The sequence below is a fragment of the Methylomonas albis genome (assembly GCF_014850955.1).
Classification (GTDB): domain Bacteria; phylum Pseudomonadota; class Gammaproteobacteria; order Methylococcales; family Methylomonadaceae; genus Methylomonas; species Methylomonas albis.
In genome coordinates, this window is sequence record NZ_JACXSS010000001.1 from 3,672,806 (window position 1) to 3,689,622 (window position 16,817).

The 16,817-nt window shown below is 48.8% G+C and carries 17 protein-coding genes; 8 read left to right on the forward strand and 9 right to left on the reverse strand.

Annotated features, from left to right (window positions below; genetic code table 11):
* Positions 1-78: 78 nt before the first annotated feature.
* From EBA_RS16900 to EBA_RS16925, 6 genes are all read right to left on the reverse strand, one after another.
* Positions 79-480, reverse strand: coding sequence for a hypothetical protein (locus EBA_RS16900; RefSeq protein WP_192375790.1), 402 nt, complete (start codon positions 478-480; stop codon positions 79-81).
* Positions 473-919, reverse strand: a complete 447-nt coding sequence (locus EBA_RS16905) for a hypothetical protein (protein WP_192375791.1) — start codon at positions 917-919, stop codon at positions 473-475. The genes EBA_RS16900 and EBA_RS16905 overlap by 8 nt, the downstream gene beginning before the upstream one ends.
* 104 nt (positions 920-1,023) lie before the next feature.
* Positions 1,024-1,524 carry a regulatory protein RecX gene (locus EBA_RS16910; RefSeq protein WP_192375792.1) on the reverse strand — a complete coding sequence of 167 codons (501 nt, stop codon included), beginning with the start codon at positions 1,522-1,524 and terminating at the stop codon, positions 1,024-1,026.
* Complete coding sequence (gene recA, locus EBA_RS16915) at positions 1,493-2,545, reverse strand: recombinase RecA (protein WP_192375793.1); 1,053 nt, start codon at positions 2,543-2,545, stop codon at positions 1,493-1,495. Before recA ends, EBA_RS16910 begins: the two co-directional genes overlap by 32 nt.
* An 88-nt stretch (positions 2,546-2,633) precedes the next feature.
* On the reverse strand, positions 2,634-3,950 hold the full coding sequence (locus EBA_RS16920; RefSeq protein WP_324615361.1) for a cobyrinate a,c-diamide synthase: 1,317 nt from the start codon (positions 3,948-3,950) through the stop codon (positions 2,634-2,636).
* 4 nt (positions 3,951-3,954) lie between these two features.
* Complete coding sequence (locus EBA_RS16925; protein ID WP_192375794.1) at positions 3,955-4,677, reverse strand: hypothetical protein; 723 nt, start codon at positions 4,675-4,677, stop codon at positions 3,955-3,957.
* A gap of 365 nt (positions 4,678-5,042) precedes the next feature.
* On the opposite strand from EBA_RS16925, the gene EBA_RS16930 reads away from it, so the two are divergent.
* The 3 genes from EBA_RS16930 to infA all read left to right on the forward strand — a co-directional run bounded on the left by EBA_RS16930 (position 5,043) and on the right by infA (position 8,207).
* On the forward strand, positions 5,043-5,516 hold the full coding sequence (locus EBA_RS16930; protein ID WP_192375795.1) for a hypothetical protein: 474 nt from the start codon (positions 5,043-5,045) through the stop codon (positions 5,514-5,516).
* Positions 5,517-5,771: 255 nt separating this feature from the next.
* Positions 5,772-7,886 carry a RelA/SpoT family protein gene (locus EBA_RS16935; RefSeq protein ID WP_192375796.1) on the forward strand — a complete coding sequence of 705 codons (2,115 nt, stop codon included), beginning with the start codon at positions 5,772-5,774 and terminating at the stop codon, positions 7,884-7,886.
* Between the two features lie 102 nt (positions 7,887-7,988).
* On the forward strand, positions 7,989-8,207 hold the full coding sequence (gene infA, locus EBA_RS16940; protein ID WP_013819653.1) for a translation initiation factor IF-1: 219 nt from the start codon (positions 7,989-7,991) through the stop codon (positions 8,205-8,207).
* Between the two features lie 33 nt (positions 8,208-8,240).
* On the opposite strand, the gene clpA is transcribed toward infA, so the two are convergent.
* Both clpA and clpS read right to left on the reverse strand, forming a co-directional pair.
* Positions 8,241-10,517: an ATP-dependent Clp protease ATP-binding subunit ClpA gene (gene clpA, locus EBA_RS16945; protein WP_192375797.1), complete on the reverse strand. Its 2,277-nt coding sequence runs from the start codon at positions 10,515-10,517 to the stop codon at positions 8,241-8,243.
* 9 nt (positions 10,518-10,526) lie between these two features.
* Positions 10,527-10,850, reverse strand: a complete 324-nt coding sequence (clpS, locus tag EBA_RS16950) for an ATP-dependent Clp protease adapter ClpS (protein ID WP_192375798.1) — start codon at positions 10,848-10,850, stop codon at positions 10,527-10,529.
* 125 nt (positions 10,851-10,975) lie between these two features.
* On the opposite strand from clpS, the gene EBA_RS16955 reads away from it, so the two are divergent.
* The 5 genes from EBA_RS16955 to purB all read left to right on the forward strand — a co-directional run bounded on the left by EBA_RS16955 (position 10,976) and on the right by purB (position 16,080).
* Positions 10,976-11,431, forward strand: coding sequence for an NUDIX hydrolase (locus EBA_RS16955; protein ID WP_192375799.1), 456 nt, complete (start codon positions 10,976-10,978; stop codon positions 11,429-11,431).
* Complete coding sequence (mnmA, locus tag EBA_RS16960; RefSeq protein ID WP_192375800.1) at positions 11,428-12,525, forward strand: tRNA 2-thiouridine(34) synthase MnmA; 1,098 nt, start codon at positions 11,428-11,430, stop codon at positions 12,523-12,525. The genes EBA_RS16955 and mnmA overlap by 4 nt, the downstream gene beginning before the upstream one ends.
* Entirely contained in the window at positions 12,515-13,867 is a 1,353-nt protein-coding gene (locus tag EBA_RS16965; protein ID WP_192375801.1) for an AAA family ATPase, read from the forward strand. The genes mnmA and EBA_RS16965 overlap by 11 nt, the downstream gene beginning before the upstream one ends.
* A 1-nt stretch (position 13,868) precedes the next feature.
* Positions 13,869-14,573 (forward strand): HNH endonuclease, encoded by a 705-nt coding sequence (locus tag EBA_RS16970; RefSeq protein WP_192375802.1) that lies wholly within the window; start codon positions 13,869-13,871, stop codon positions 14,571-14,573.
* Positions 14,574-14,715: 142 nt separating this feature from the next.
* Positions 14,716-16,080 carry an adenylosuccinate lyase gene (gene purB / locus EBA_RS16975; RefSeq protein ID WP_192375803.1) on the forward strand — a complete coding sequence of 455 codons (1,365 nt, stop codon included), beginning with the start codon at positions 14,716-14,718 and terminating at the stop codon, positions 16,078-16,080.
* 130 nt (positions 16,081-16,210) lie between these two features.
* On the opposite strand, the gene EBA_RS16980 is transcribed toward purB, so the two are convergent.
* Positions 16,211-16,816, reverse strand: coding sequence for a cohesin domain-containing protein (locus EBA_RS16980; protein ID WP_192375804.1), 606 nt, complete (start codon positions 16,814-16,816; stop codon positions 16,211-16,213).
* Position 16,817 lies beyond the last annotated feature (1 nt).

Sequence of the window (16,817 nt, forward strand, 5' to 3'; positions counted from 1 at the left end):
GTTTGTAAGCATGTGCCGATGCCAGAGCTGCATCAATCGCGATCGATGCGCTTCACTTCGTTCAGCACATCCTACGGGCTAGATGTCTTCTTCTGTCAATATATCCTTGAGAAAAGATTCTACACCTGCAACTTTAAAGGCGACTGCTTTATACAGATCAACTATGCCACTAACCCTTGGGAACTGCCAAATTATATTTCCTTCGCTATCAGCAAATCCCAACTCAACAACAATAGAATAAGATGGCTGTGCCATATATAAATTAAATAACTGGTTTTCCTCTGTGTTATCGTATTCGCGCTTGAATATTCTTAAAACCTTTTCTTTATATTTTGATTCAAAAATTCCACCAATTATTTTGGTTCCACCAGGCTCTTTTGCATAATCATTTCTAACAATTTTCCAGCTCAACTTAGATTCTTGTGTCAACTCTAATAGCTTAGCAACCAACTTCACTAATTGATCTTCTTGATTAGCCATTTCCTTGTCTCCACTTTTCATCCTCTTTTAAGTTATTGATTTCCTGTATGACCATATTCATTTGCAAATAAATTCCTCTGATTATTTTTGAGTTTTTATCTTGACACAGTAGGAAATTATTTATAGAAATATCAAGCTTTTTTAAAGAACCTTTTACTTCACCTGCAGATTTATTATATAAGCTATTAATATTTACTTTGGCAATAGAAAGTTCTTCTATAATCTTATCTTGATTATTTTGAAAGTCATCAAGCAGTGTGGATAAGGCCGTCGCATGCTTCTGCAATTGCTTTAGAAGGTCTGGTAATCTTGCTCTAAATAAGAACTCTTTCTTAATTTTCCGAATCCCGAGCGAAACGTATACGCTCAGAAAAAAACCAATTATTGATAAAAAGTCAGCCAAATTTGAGACATTTAACCACCCAATAAATCTTTCCAATTAAACCTCCATATTTAATTTGAAGAGGATATTTTTCCGGGTAAAGCGGAATACGCCAGTGAGTCCGCCGCATACAAACTGAATTTTTTCCATCATTTGACAGATCATTTATCAGCATTCGCCCTGTAAAATTTAATTTTCAACTCTCCGAAAACCTGCTTGATCATCTCGCCGCTAAAACCGCGTTGCTGTAAAAAGCGACTACGTTTCAGCCATTCGTTTTGGGTCAGCGATTTTTCGTCGTCGTATTTACGCGAATACACGTCCAGCAGCACATTTTGCCAGCCGCCCAGCTCCTCGGCCTGTGCATCCAGATCGGCGTCGTTGATACCGCGCTGTTGCAATTCATAGCGAATTCGCATCGGACCATAGCCATTCTGGATGCGCTGTCGGATATAGCATTCGGCATAGCGTGCATCGTTTTGCCAATTTTGCTCGGCTATCTGATCGATAACCGGTTCTACTTCGTCGCGATTGAAGCCGCGCAAGGCCAGTTTATCCAGCAGCTCCCGGCGGCTATGTTCGCGCCGGGCCAGCAACCTTAGGCAGACTGCTTCGATCTGTTGCCGACGCTCAATCGCCGTCGACAAACTCGGCGTCGTCATCTTCACTGACTGCTGCCGGCGCGCTGGCTAACTTGGCAAAGGCTTTCTCACGGATGGCTTTTTCCAATTCGACGGCCTTTTCGGGGTTATCGCGTAAAAACTGCTTGGCGTTGTCCTTGCCCTGGCCGATTTTCTCGTTGTTGTAGGCATACCAGGAACCGGATTTTTGTACGAAGCCGAATTCCACACCCAAGTCGACCAACTCGCCGAAGAAGGATACGCCTTCGCCATATAGAATTTCGAAATCAGCTTGCTTGAACGGCGGCGCGACTTTGTTTTTTACTACTTTGACGCGGGTCTCGTTGCCGATCACCTCGTCGCCTTTCTTGATTGAACCGATGCGACGAATATCCAGACGCACCGACGCATAGAACTTCAGCGCATTACCGCCGGTAGTGGTTTCCGGATTGCCGAACATCACGCCAATTTTCATCCGCAACTGGTTGATAAAAATCACCAAGGTGTTGGAACGTTTGATGTTGGCCGTCAATTTGCGCAAGGCTTGCGACATCAAACGCGCTTGCAAACCCATGTGCGAGTCGCCCATGTCGCCTTCGATTTCGGCTTTGGGCGTCAAAGCCGCTACCGAGTCGATAACGACGATGTCTACTGCGCCGGAACGCACCAGCATGTCGGTGATTTCCAAAGCTTGCTCGCCGGTATCCGGCTGCGAAACCAATAAGTCGTCAATATTGACGCCGATCTTTTGCGCATAGACTGGGTCCAGTGCATGTTCGGCATCAACAAACGCCGCGGTGCCACCCAGTTTTTGCATCTGGGCGATGGTTTGCAGCGTTAAAGTGGTTTTACCGGAGGATTCAGGACCGTAGATTTCGACGATCCGGCCACGCGGCAAGCCGCCCACACCGAGGGCAATATCCAAAGACAGCGAACCGGTGGACACCACTTCGATATCGCGGCTGGCCGCAACATCGCCCATCCGCATCACGGAGCCCTTGCCGAACTGCTTTTCGATCTGCATCAACGCGGCGCCCAGCGCCTTTTTTTTGTTTTCGTCCATTTGAGTACCTGCTGTTGTCTGGCCGGTGAAAGCCGCGCATTATCCCATAGACCCTGGTTGTGAAACAGTTTTAATCGTTCTGCAAAGCCTAGAAAAAACCGGCAGCAAGTTGCGGGTTGAAAGGAAAATACAAGTGCAGATAGGAGGCTTGTAAGGAGCCGTTGCGGAAAAAGCCCTCGCCATGACCAAAGCTGCGTTGCGGCGAGGAAACCGCAATCGGCTCCAGCTTGGTTTCCAGCTTGGAAAAATGAAAACTGTGACCGCGAATCTCGCCCTGCGCCAATTGCAAACTGTGCATGCCAAGGTTGGCTAGCCTAGTTTGCATGACGGCGCTGCCGGGTAACAAGCCAACCATCGCCGCGCGCTGACCGTCTTTGTCCGCCAGACTATCCAGCAAATACAAGAAGCCGCCGCATTCGGCATAGATGGCTTTACCGGCTTGATGATGCGCGGTTAACGCCTGCTTCATCGCCCAGTTATCGGCCAGCGTTTGTAAATGCAATTCCGGATAACCGCCCGGCAAATAGACGCTATCGGCTTCCGGCAAGGTACTATCGGCCAACGGCGAGAAGAACAACAGCTCGGCACCCATCGCTCGCAAACAATCCAGATTGGCTTGATAAATAAACGAAAACGCCGCGTCGCGCCCCACCGCGATGCGTTTACCCTGCAATAATCGTGGCGGCGGATTGGTAGAAACATCCGCAAAGGTAACCGATTCGGGTAAAACACAGGGCGTAAAGCTGTTTAGTAATTCCGCGGCCCGCGCCAATCGGGTGTCCAGATCGCCGATTTCATCTGCCTGCCATAAACCCAAATGCCGGGACGGTAAGCCCACCCCATCTTCACGGCTCATTGCCGCCAATAACGGCATGTCGGCCGGCAAAGCCTCCTGCAACAGTTTCGCATGCCCGGCACTACCGACTTTATTAGCAATCACGCCCGCGAACGCCAAATCCGGCCGATAGTTGGCCAAACCGAATGCGACCGCAGCAAAGGTTTGCGCCATGCCCTGGGCGTCGATCACCGCCCCCACCGGCACCGCCAAGGCTTGGGCCAAATCGGCGCTGCTACTGTCACCGTCGAACAAGCCCATTACGCCTTCGATCAAGATCAGATCAGCTTCGCCGGCGGCGCGATACAGCAATTCGCGGCAATGCGCCTCGCCCATCATCCATAAATCCAGTTGATAACCCGGCTGCCCGCTGGCGTAAGCCAAAATCTGCGGATCGATGAAATCCGGGCCGGTTTTAAAGACCCTTACCTTGCGGCCTTGTTGTCTATGGTAGTAAGCCAGCGCGGCGGTGACGGTGGTTTTGCCTTGCCCGGAAGCCGGAGCGCTGATCAGCATGGCTGGACAATTGCGCGAGTCAGTATCGAAAGATGAAGCAGGAGAAACAGTCAAGATATCAGTCCTTTTGGTAAAACCACATTTGATAAACACTCATCAGTATTTGCACCCCCATCGACAAACCCATCAACGCCCCGCTGAGCACCACCACGTAGGCAAATTCAGAGATGTGTTTGGTAACAAACCAGGACACCACGTCCAATAGCATGGCGAAGAACGGAATCACCAGCGCCACCCGTTTAACGTAGATATTCATATCGCAGAGCAGAAAAATTCTGCCTATGAAAAACAGGATGAAGGCGATGCCGAATAGATGAATATGCGACACCCGCACCAGCGCCGGCGTCGATGCCCCACCCTTATGCGCCACTTCCGCCACACCTTCGTAATGGGTCAGATTGGGTAGGCTTGGGTTAGCAACAGAATTGTGACAGTGAACACAATCGCGATTCAAAATCGGCGCAATCAGCTGTTCATAAGCCGCTTGCTCCGCCCCATCCTGTATCCATTTCAAGATCACTTCCTGGTCGCCTTGGTACTTCAGGTTTGGCGCCATGATACCGTTGATCGCCGCGCCCAGCCGAGATTGGGTGGTGGAGCCGTGGTACATAATCACAATGTCGTCTATCGACAAACCACGTTTGCCGTCGCGACCTTGATGGGTATAGTACAAATTCACCAAAGCCATTAGATAGCCCAGGCCGATGGTCAACAGGAATACGGTATTTAATATTTTCTCGCTGGTGGAAATATCTCGAAAGCGGCGATATTGTTTGGGCATAGGCTAATAAGAAAAAGGCAAAGTGGGCACAATCCATGGCGCTAGACTGGAACGGCGGAAAGTTATTGAAGGGCCGCATCCGCTCCCCCGTCAACTCAATGGCATTAAACGACTTTTAGAATAAACGATATAGAAATATTGATCTATCCGAAGTTCGCGGAAAAATCATACCGGCACTTTTTCATTTTTATCGCATAATCGGACCTGGTTAAGCGCAAAAAAATGCTTCATTCCATTGCGGGAGTGGGCGCTGATTTTGAATAAATCACCCAACATTCGGCTTTTGCTATCCCTAGCAAAAAATGACAATGAAACTATCCCCAGTGATCTTAGTCACTGGGAAACCCACCACTGCAGGAGAACACATGCGTACTTTATTACTTTCTTTACTCGCCGCCACTGCTTTTTGCGGCAGTTTATCGACTGTGCAAGCCCAAGAAACCAGCAATGTGCCGGTTCCCGATAAGATCAGGGCCAATATTTTGAAAAGGCACCCGCAAGCACAGGACCTTAAAGCGACTCACGAAACCCATTTTGGTCAACAGCTGGTGGAAGTTAGTTTTAAGGATGTGGAAGACGAACTGAAACACGAGCTATTTAGAAACGACGGCGCATTATTTGCGAATGAAATCTTGTTGGCAAACGGCCTGGAAATATCACCGGACGTGACCAAAGTAATGGCCGATAACTTTCCAGGCTATAAGCTACATAAGGCCGAATTAGTCATTAATCCGAACGGCGTGGGCGAAGAATACGAATTATTTATCGAAGTGGGCGGCGGCAAATGGAAAGTCGCGGTCGACAACAAAGGCAAAATCACGGCTAAAGACGCTTATTAAGAGCTCGCGTATCCAAGCCGGTTTTTGGAAAATCTTAAGATTTCCGCTCTTAAAAGGCAGCCGCCCGATTTAGACGCTTTTCCTCAACTCTAAGCTGACAACCGGTATCAATAGCCATGCTGCTGACGGATACCGGGGACCCAGAGGCTAAACGATTCCGACCGAATTCTGACTTCAGCTTGGCCGGCAATACCAATCCAGTTTACAGCAAATCCGCCACTTTCCGCCCCGCATTGCAGGCCTTACAATATTGGTATGACTCAAAATGATAATTCCGTTTCCAAGCTGTTTCCCGGCTTCTCCGAAGCAGATAGCTTACAGATAAGCCAGGCGCTGAAGCTGATTGAGCAGCTTTCGGCGGATTGCAGCGACAACGTCCGCCCCAAAGGCGTGGATGTTGCTGCAATTTTAATGAGTGTGCATATCGATCTGGAAACTATTCTGGCGGCGCTGCTAAGCGATTCACGCGTCGCCGGCAAACTAAGTGACTCAGCAATACGAGACCAATTCGGGCCAGTGGTCGCCGACTTGGTTAACGACGTGAGTTGGCTGAATAAAGTCAGCATTTACAGTACCGACATGGCAAACCAGCCTAACCAAGCCGAGATATTGCGACGCATGCTGCTGGCCATGACTCACGACGTGCGGGCGGTGCTGATTAAATTGGCTTTTCGCATCCAACGGCTGCGAGGGCTAGAGCACGAGCAAGAAAATATCCGCCGCTTTATTGCCAGGGAAACCCTGGACATTTATGCGCCACTCGCTAATCGTCTGGGCATCAATCAATTTAAGTGGGAATTGGAAGATCTGGCGTTTCGCTATGCCGATCCGGAGCATTACCGCTTTGTCTCCGAATCATTGGCCGTCAATCGCGAACAACGCCAAGCGTTTATTGAGCGGTTTTTAGCGGCACTTAACGACCGTTTGAAGCAGGAAGGCATACAGGCCAAGGTCTACGGCAGACCCAAGCATATCTATAGCATCTGGAACAAAATGCACCGCAAGCAGCTGGCGATAAACGAGCTATACGATTTATTGGCGGTGCGCGTGGTTGTGGACAATTTGTCAGCCTGCTACATGGTACTGGGCTTGGCACATAGCCACTGGCAGCATATTCCGCGCGAATTTGACGATTACATCGCCAACCCTAAGGAAAACGGCTACCAATCGCTGCATACCGTGGTGCTGGACGAAGGCGGCAATCGCATCGAAATTCAAATCCGTACCCAAGCCATGCACGAATTCGCCGAGTTGGGTGTGGCGGCACACTGGCGCTATAAGGAAGGCAGCAAGTTCAACGCCGCTACCGAAAAAAATATCGCCTCGCTCCGGCAACTGCTGGAAGACAAGGATAACGCCGACAACTTGCTGGAAAACTTTCATACCGAGCTGTTTTCCGACCGGGTTTTCGTGTTGACACCGGCCGGCAAACTGATTGATTTGGTTAAGGGTGCTACACCGCTGGATTTTGCCTATGCCATCCATACTGAAGTGGGTCATAGCTGTCGCGGTGCCAAGGTTAACGGCCAGATCAAACCTCTTACTTACAAGCTGTGTTCTGGGGAGCAGGTGGAAATCATCACCGTCAAACATGGGCAGCCCAATCACAACTGGCTAAATCCCAACCTCGGTTATTTAAAGACCCCGCGCGCCATCAGCAAGGTTAAGAGCTGGTTCAAGCAACAGCAGCAGGCCGAAAAAATCACCGCCGGCAAATCGCTGCTGGAGAAGGAAAGTAAGAGACTGGGATTAAAAACAGTCGATATCAATGAATTGTTAAGACATTTTAAATTCGCGGATACAGAACACTTTTATGAAGCGCTGGGGCACGGCGACATCAATAACCGGCAATTGGCTGGCGCACTGAAAATTCCGGAGCTGGAACCAACACCGATTAAATTGGTGCCGAGCCAATCTTCTACACAATCAGCGATCACTATCGCCGATATGGATAATGTGGTGACCACGCTGGCGCATTGCTGCTCGCCGGTAAAGGGCGACGAGATTATCGGCTTTATTTCGCATAAACGCGGTATCACTATTCATCGCCGCGATTGTGAGAATATCCGGCATTTATCGCCCGAGCAACAATTGCAATTGTTAAAAGCCGATTGGAGCGGTCAACAGACAGTGCATCACAGCGTGCCGATCTTGATTCACGCCTTTAACGCCCAAAATTTGCTGAACGACGTTTCGCAGGTATTAGCTGCCGGGAAAGTGCATATCAGCAACGCCTCATTGAAAACTCACGACGATTTGTCGGCCATTCTGAATATGACGATTCAAATTGAAAATACCGAACAGCTCAGCTTGGTGCTGACCCGTATCAGCCATTTACCAAATATTATTGAAGTAAGGAGAAAAGTCTGACACGCCCTGCATCAGCGCTAATTCAACTATCCGGAAGACTTTTTTAGCGGCTCGGCAGAGGATTCATGCTAACATAGCCGTTTTAAATTTAGAGCTTTAACTATGGCAAAAGAAGATCAGATTGAAATGGATGGCAAGGTCATCGACACCCTGCCCAACACTATGTTTCGCGTCGAACTGGAAAATGGTCACATCGTTACAGCCCACATATCCGGCAAAATGCGCAAACACTACATCCGCATCTTGACTGGCGATAAAGTCCGTGTAGAAATGACACCTTACGACTTGACCAAAGGCCGCATTACCTTCCGCAATCGCTAACCCGTCTCCGGGAAAGCGATTGCTTCCCTCGCTTTACACGACTTGATTAAACTCCGAAACGATTAGCTGTTTGCTCTCGATGGCAAAAGCCAACGCATCGTTCTCGACATGTACCCGCACGTGACCGCCATTCGCTAAACGACCAAACAATAGATCTTCGGCCAGCGGTTTTTTGATCTTTTCCTGAATCAATCGCGCCATTGGCCTTGCTCCCATTTTTGGATCGTAGCCGTGTTCGGCCAGCCAAGCCCGCGCAGCAGGCTCCAAAGTTAACGTGACGTTTTTATCAGCGAGCACGGCTTCCAGCTCAAAAATAAACTTATCGACGACGCTGCCGACCACGGACATATCCAACGCCTTGAACTGCACGATGGCATCCAAACGGTTTCTGAATTCCGGCGAGAACCCCCGTTCGATCACTTTCATACTATCCGAAGCATGATTTTGGTGGGTAAAGCCGATAGACGCCCGACTGCTTTCCTCCGCACCGGCATTGGTGGTCATGATCAAAATGATATTTCTGAAGTCCGCTTTGCGACCATTATTGTCGGTCAAGGTGCCGTGATCCATTACCTGCAATAACAGGTTAAACACATCCGGATGGGCTTTTTCCAACTCGTCCAACAACAATACAGCATGCGGATGCTTGGTCACCGCCTCGGTCAGTAATCCACCCTGGTCGAATCCGACATAACCCGGAGGCGCGCCGATTAAACGCGATACGGTATGCCGCTCCATGTATTCTGACATATCAAAACGAATTAACTCGATACCCAATACTTTAGCAAGCTGCCGAGTCACTTCGGTTTTACCGACGCCGGTAGGGCCTGCAAACAGGAAAGAACCTATGGTTTTAGTGGTGTCGCGCAAACCTGCTCGCGATAATTTGATCGCCGACGCCAACTCTGAAATAGCCTCGTCTTGACCAAACACCAACATTTTCAGGTTTTTTTCCAGGTTGGATAGCTTATCAATATCGTTGGACGACACCGATTGCGCCGGTACCCTAGCAATTTTGGCGACAATCTCTTCAATCTCTGCGGTATCGATAAGATCTTTGCGCTCAATACCGGCAAACAAACGCTGTCTCGCACCGGCTTCGTCAATCACATCAATGGCTTTGTCCGGCAAATGTCTATCGGTGATATAGCGAGCGGATAACTCTACCGCCAGCCGCAATGCTTCTTGTGTGTATTTCAGGCCATGATGCTCTTCAAAACGCGACTTCAGGCCTTTCAAAATTAGTACGGTATCTTCGATCGATGGCTCTACCACATCGATTTTCTGAAAGCGCCGCGCCAAGGCGTGGTCTTTTTCGAAAATGCCACGATATTCTTGATAAGTAGTGGAACCTATGCAACGCAGCTGTCCGGACGCCAATGCCGGCTTGATCAGGTTAGATGCATCCATCACCCCGCCCGAAGCCGAACCCGCACCGATGATGGTGTGAATTTCGTCGATGAATAAAATCGAGTCGGGTTCTTTTTTTAACTGGTTAATCAAGGCTTTCAAGCGTTTTTCAAAGTCACCGCGATATTTGGTACCGGCAACCAAGGCCCCCATGTCCAAGGAATAAATGACGCTGTTAAGCAATATATCCGGTACTTGTTCTTCGACAATTCTTTTCGCCAAACCTTCGGCGATTGCAGTTTTACCGACGCCCGCCTCCCCTACCAACAGCGGATTATTTTTGCGGCGGCGGCAAAGCACTTGAATAGTTCTTTCCACTTCTAGCTCGCGGCCGATCAGCGGATCGATGTTGCCCTTAAGCGCTTCATCGTTCAAATTGGTCGCGTATTTTTCTAACGGACTGGACAACGCATCACTGCTGCCGCGGTCAGCTTCCGGCTCTTCGCTACTCTCTTTTCTGAATTGCTCGATTTTGGAAACCCCGTGAGCTAGATAATTCACCACATCCAGACGGGTAATATCCTGTTTGTTCAACAGATAAACGGCATGCGAATCCTGTTCGCTAAACAAGGCTACAAATAGGTTGGCACCGGTCACTTCTTTTTTATCAGAGGCCTGCACATGAAAAACCGCCCGTTGCAACACGCGCTGAAAACCCAAAGTCGGCTGGGTTTCTCGCTGTATACCTTCCGGAATTAAGGAAATGGTCTCGTCTATAAACCGCGTCAATTCGGCCCGCAACGCATTAACATTGCAGCCGCAAGCAATCAAAATCGGTATCGTCGTGACGTTGTCCAACAAGGCCAGCAGCAAATGCTCGACCGTGATGAATTCGTGCCGTTTGGCATGAGCTCCGGTAAAAGCAGCATTCAATGTCACTTCAAGTTCTTTACTTAGCATGGTTACCCCTCACGCCTCTTCCATCGTGCACATCAACGGGTGATGATGCTCGCGAGAATATTCATTAACAATATGTACTTTGGTTTCAGCAACGTCTTTAGTATAGGTACCACAAACACCTACACCCTGCGTATGCACTTGCAACATCACCTGCGTGGCTTTCTCTTCGCTCATGTTAAAAAAAACAGTCAATATTTCGACGACAAAATCCATCGGCGTAAAGTCGTCATTAAGCAACATAACCTTATACAGTGGCGGTCTTTTCAGCTGCGGCTTGGCTTCTTGCAGCGCAGTATTACCGTCAACATCTTTTAAGGGTTCAAAATCGGACATAAGCTTTCGTGCTGTGAATCATTATGGTCTTAAAAATAGCGTCTTAAACATTAAATTTCAATCTTTACGCATATAAAAAACATTTCTAGTAAAATGCGCGCCTTTTACCGTTTTCTATCAACATCATGGTTTGGAAACCTCACGTCACCGTAGCAGCCGTAATCGAAAAAGGTGGCCGCTTTCTGCTGGTTGAAGAGACAACGGCACGAGGCCTTGCGTTCAATCAGCCCGCCGGTCATTTGGAAGAAGGTGAAGATTTGATCAATGCCGTCAAACGAGAAGTTTGGGAGGAAACAGCTTGGCAATTTGAACCGGAGGCATTAATCGCCACACAACTATGGCGTAGAAATCCGCATATGCCCAGTTTTGTTCGCTTCTGTTTTTCCGGCACGGTCAACAACCACAATCCAGAACAACCTCTCGATGACGGCATTATCGACACTCACTGGCTAAGTCGCAATGAAATTTACGCAAAAAGCCAACAATTACGCAGCCCTTTGGTATTAAGCACCGTGGACGAATACCTGAAAGGTCACCGTTATCCGCTTACCATCTTACAGTCTTTTATCGATTTAGAATGAGCAAACAAATCATCGTCGGCATGTCCGGCGGCGTCGACTCTTCTGTTACCGCCTTAGCCCTGCAAGAACAAGGCCATAAGGTAACCGGCTTGTTTATGAAAAACTGGGAAGAGGACGATGGCACCGAGTATTGCACGGCGATGCAAGACTTAGCCGACGCACAGCAGGTTTGCGACAAACTAGGCATCGAACTAAAAACCGTCAACTTCGCCGCCGAATACTGGGACGACGTATTTGAAGTATTTTTGTCGGAGTTTAAAGCCGGCCGAACCCCCAATCCCGACATACTTTGTAACAAACACGTCAAATTCAAAGCCTTTTTGGATTACTCAACCGAAGACCTGGGCGCTGAATATATTGCCACTGGCCACTATGCTCGCGTTCGCGAACAGAACGGTGAATTCCAATTGTTAAAAGGTTTGGATCCCAACAAAGAGCAAAGCTACTTTCTATATGCGATGGGCCAAAAAGCCCTGTCGAAAACGCTGTTTCCCATCGGCCATCTGCACAAACCGGAAATCCGGGCCATGGCCGACAGAGCCGGCTTCGCCAACAGCCGTAAGAAAGACAGCACTGGCATCTGCTTCATCGGCGAACGTAAATTCAAGGAGTTTCTGCAACGCTATCTGCCGCACCAACCTGGTGAAATGCGCACCCCCGAGGGGCAATATATCGGCAAGCACTACGGCCTGATGTATTACACGCTGGGCCAACGCCAGGGTTTAGGCATAGGCGGCGTCAAAGACGCACCGGACGAACCGTGGTTCGTGTTGGAAAAAGACCTGGATAACAATGTGCTGATTGTCGGCCAGGGACACGACCACCCGCTGATGCTGCACAACACGCTGGAAGCAGGCCAACTCGATTGGTGCGGCAGCCAGCCTTTGACTGAAACCCTGCGCTGCGCTGCCAAGACCCGCTACCGCCAAGCGGACCAGGATTGTGTCGTCGAACCGATAGATGGCGGCAGCCGAGTCAAAGTCCGCTTCGATCAAGCTCAACGCGCGATCACGCCGGGGCAGTCGGTGGTGTTTTATCTGGGGGAGGTTTGTTTGGGTGGTGGGATAATCGAATCGAAGTACAATGAAAATTAATAAATTGGAATTACTTGATTTTCGCTGCTTCAACAAATATGAGATAGAGCTTTCCAAGCGTTTTACTCTATTAATTGGCGATAATGGCAGCGGTAAAACTGGAATCTTGGATGCATTGGTCATTGCTATAGCAGATTTATTATTTGAAATAAGCGCCATAACTGCTTACGACAAACGCAGAATATCTCTCAACGACATGCGTTATGTAGAAATACAAATGGGCCAGGAACCAATAAAGAATATTTCAAAAGACACCTTTATTGTTTTTGATGGTTTTTTTTTAAACACCCCAATTCATTGGATAAATGGCAGGGGTCAGAAGAAATTTTATTGCTTAAGCAAGCACGACCTCGATGGAATAGAAGAATTAGATGAGCTTGTTAGACCTTTATATGACTATGTCGACAAGATAAAAGACTTGTCTAGAAGAACAGCGAGCCTCGACACATTATTTCCAGTAGTTGCATATTACGGCACAGGTCGTTTATGGCAACAATTAAAGGCGAAAGATAAAAAAATAAAAGGTATTGGCTCTCGCACTGAGGGCTACCAAAACTGTTTAAATCCTGCTACCAATCAGCATCATTTCTTTAATTGGTTCAAAAAACAAGAGCTAATAACCCTACAAAAACAAGAGCGCCGTCATGCACTGGAAGCTGTGCGTGAATCCATTGTTTCGATGATTCCAGATGCTCAACAAATATGGTGGGATTTTGAGCAGGATGAATTAATGATTAGATATATCATTCAACAGACTCAGAAAAACATCCAATTTTCCATGCTCAGTGACGGCTACCGCAACATGATAGGCATGGTCGCCGACATCGCCTACCGCATGGCGACGTTGAATCCGCAATTGGAAGCCGACGTCATCAAACAAACCGAAGGCATCGTGTTGATCGACGAAATCGATCTGCATTTGCATCCGAAATGGCAGCGGGAAGTGGTCGGTCGGTTATTGAATACCTTTCCCAAAGTACAGTTTGTCGCCAGCAGCCATTCACCGTTTATCATTCAATCGTTATATGGGCGCGAAGATTGTTTGTTGTGGGATTTGGAAAAAGCCCAGCCGTTGACCATCGAAAGTAAAAGTATCGAGGATATTGCTGAAAATCAGCAAGGTGTAGAGATTCCCCAGCAAAGCCAACGTTTCTTGGATATGGAAAAAGCCGCCGAGGAATATTACCGGGTATTGAAACAAATTCCACCGGCAAGCGACGACGAAAAGCAGCATTTAAAACAACGTCTCGACGAATTATTATTGCCGTTTAGCGATGACCCGGCTTTTCAGGCATTTTTGAAAATGGAACGCCAAACAGTGGAAGGTAGCCAGGGCTTGTAACATGCGACCTGTTAATCGCGGAGACATTCCAAAAGACAATAATGAAGCACCCATTATATTTACAGAATATAGCGATGCTCGCGACGCTTTAATTAGCCGTATCGGCGATTATTGTTCTTATTGCGAAAGCCCATTGCTGGCCCCTGCCGTTGAACATATTCAACCCAAAAGTAAGGAACCAGCCCTGGAAAAAGATTGGAATAATTTCTTGTTAGCCTGCACTTTCTGCAATAGCGTCAAGAAAGATAAACCCATTAATACAGCTAATTTTCATAGTTATTTCTGGGCGGATGCCGATAATACTTTTCGCGCCTTTATTTATGAAAAAGATCGATCACCGCAAATCGATCCATCATTAACTCATGCTCAACAGCAAATCGCATGCGAAACCCTTGGACTCACTGGACTAGATAGGGAACCATCGCACCCATTTCTGACCAAGAAAGACAGACGCTGGATAAAGCGTAACGAAGCATGGATGAAAGCCGAGACAGCAAAAAACAATCTCGATCAACAACCCACGGATTTAATGCGTCGACAAATCATCGATACCGCCACCAGCACTGGTTTTTGGTCAGTCTGGATGACGGTCTTCGTGGACGACATCGACATGCGCAGCCTTTTGATAGAAGCTTTCCCCAACACTTGCCCAAGCTGTTTCGACAGTACCACCCAAACTATTCAACGGCCTGGTGGACAGATTTAACCCAAATGTAGGGTGGATAAGCAACGCGCATCCACCAAAAAATCAATCAATCTATAATGCCGGATGCGCTTCGCTTATCCGGCCTACGAATTCGCAATATTCCATAAACTCGCAAAACTTAAAAACCCAGGACTAACCAGCAATGAGCCACTCCGCCCTCACCTCCATCTCCCCCATCGACGGCCGTTATGCCAATAAAGTCGACGCCTTGCGCCCCATTTTTAGCGAATACGGCTTGATCCGTTATCGGGTCGAAGTGGAAGTGCGCTGGCTGCAAGCCTTGGCTGCGGAAGCGAATATCGTTGAAGTGCCGACGCTGTCGAGTACAGCCAATGCCGTATTGAAAGACATTGTCAGCGATTTCTCCGAAGCCGACGCTCAAGCCGTCAAGGACATCGAGAAAACCACCAACCACGACGTCAAGGCGGTCGAGTATTTCCTGAAAGCAAAAATCAAGGACAACGCCGAACTGCATGCCGTCAACGAATTTATCCATTTCGCCTGCACTTCGGAAGACATCAACAATCTGTCTTATGCCTTGATGCAGAAGGAAGGCCGCGGTTTGATCCTGGCGGAAATCGACGCCACCATTGCCGCAATCAAACAACTGGCCTTAGCCAGCGCCGATCAGGCCATGCTGTCGCGCACCCATGGCCAGTCGGCGACGCCAACCACGGTAGGCAAGGAATTCGCCAACGTCGTCGCCCGCATGCAGCGCCAGCGCCAGCAACTTGCCAACGTGGAATTGCTCGGCAAGATCAACGGCGCGGTCGGCAATTACAACGCGCACAGCGTCGCCTATCCGGATGTCGATTGGGCGGCTTTCGCGCAAAATTTCGTCGAATCGCTGGGCCTGACTTTCAACCCTTACACCATTCAGATCGAACCGCACGATTACATGGCCGAATTCTTCCACGCCCTGTCGCGCTTCAACACCATCTTGCTGGATTTTGACCGCGACGTTTGGGGCTACATCTCGCTGGGTTATTTCAAGCAAAAAACCGTGGCCGGCGAAGTCGGCTCGTCGACCATGCCACACAAGGTCAACCCGATCGACTTCGAAAACTCCGAAGGCAATCTGGGGCTGGCGAATGCCATCTTCGGCTTCCTGGCCGACAAATTACCGGTATCCCGCTGGCAGCGCGACCTGACCGACTCCACGGTGCTGCGCAACATCGGCGTCGGCATCGCCCACACCAGCATCGCCATCCAATCGACCTTGAAAGGCATTTCCAAATTGGAAATCAACCCGGCCTTGATTGATCAGGACCTTGATCAAAACTGGGAAGTGCTGGCCGAACCCATCCAAACCGTGATGCGCCGTTACGGCATCGAAAAGCCTTACGAGAAATTGAAAGAACTGACCCGAGGCCAACGCGTCACCGGCGAAGGTATGCGCGCCTTCGTCGAAAAACTGGAAATTCCTGCCGAGGCTAAAGCGGAATTACTGAAACTGACGCCACATAGTTACACTGGTTACGCCGGGCAACTCGCCAAACAGATCTGATTCGCTGACGTCTGACACATAATCCAGCGAACGAAGTGCTTGCTCTTTTTGTATACCCTTGGCACAAGCCAAGGCAAACAGTAACCGGCGCGCTTTATACACAAGTGCGCCGGTTGGCCCTAATCGCTCATCAGCTTTTACGAAAGCCGATCAACGGCAACATGCTTGCAAACAACCAAACCGCCGCCGGCAAGGGTACCGCCGTTAGTTGCGCATCGTTTATCGTCAGCTCCGTAGCTACGACGTTGTCGCCAAAACCGTCCGCCAAGGCATTCACCGTCAACGCGAAATCACTGCTTCCAGACGCCAATGCGGAAAATTGCAGAGTTGCCAGTTTAAATGACGCCGAGCTCTGCAAATCGGCGAGATAAGGCGCCAAACAAAAAACGCAATTCGTACTGTCGCTTTCCAACAGACTGGCTTCATAAAGGTTAACAACGCCACCGCCTACAGTGTAATCAGCCAGCGATTCCCCAACAGAAGTATCGCCTAATTTGCCACCAAAGGTAAGGCTGGTTAAGGTCATTTTATCGGCATTGAAGCCTAAGTCGACATCAAAGGCACCTAGGTAATTAAGCGATTCGCTTTGGTCCAAATTGATGTAAAGATCGACGTCGAACGAAGCGCCAACTGCAACGCTAGCGGCTTGCGGCTGCACGCTCAAAGTGGCGGCTTGGCCGCTCGCTGATACCAATTGCAGCGCAGCCACGAGCAATAAAGATTTTAAAGATTTCATA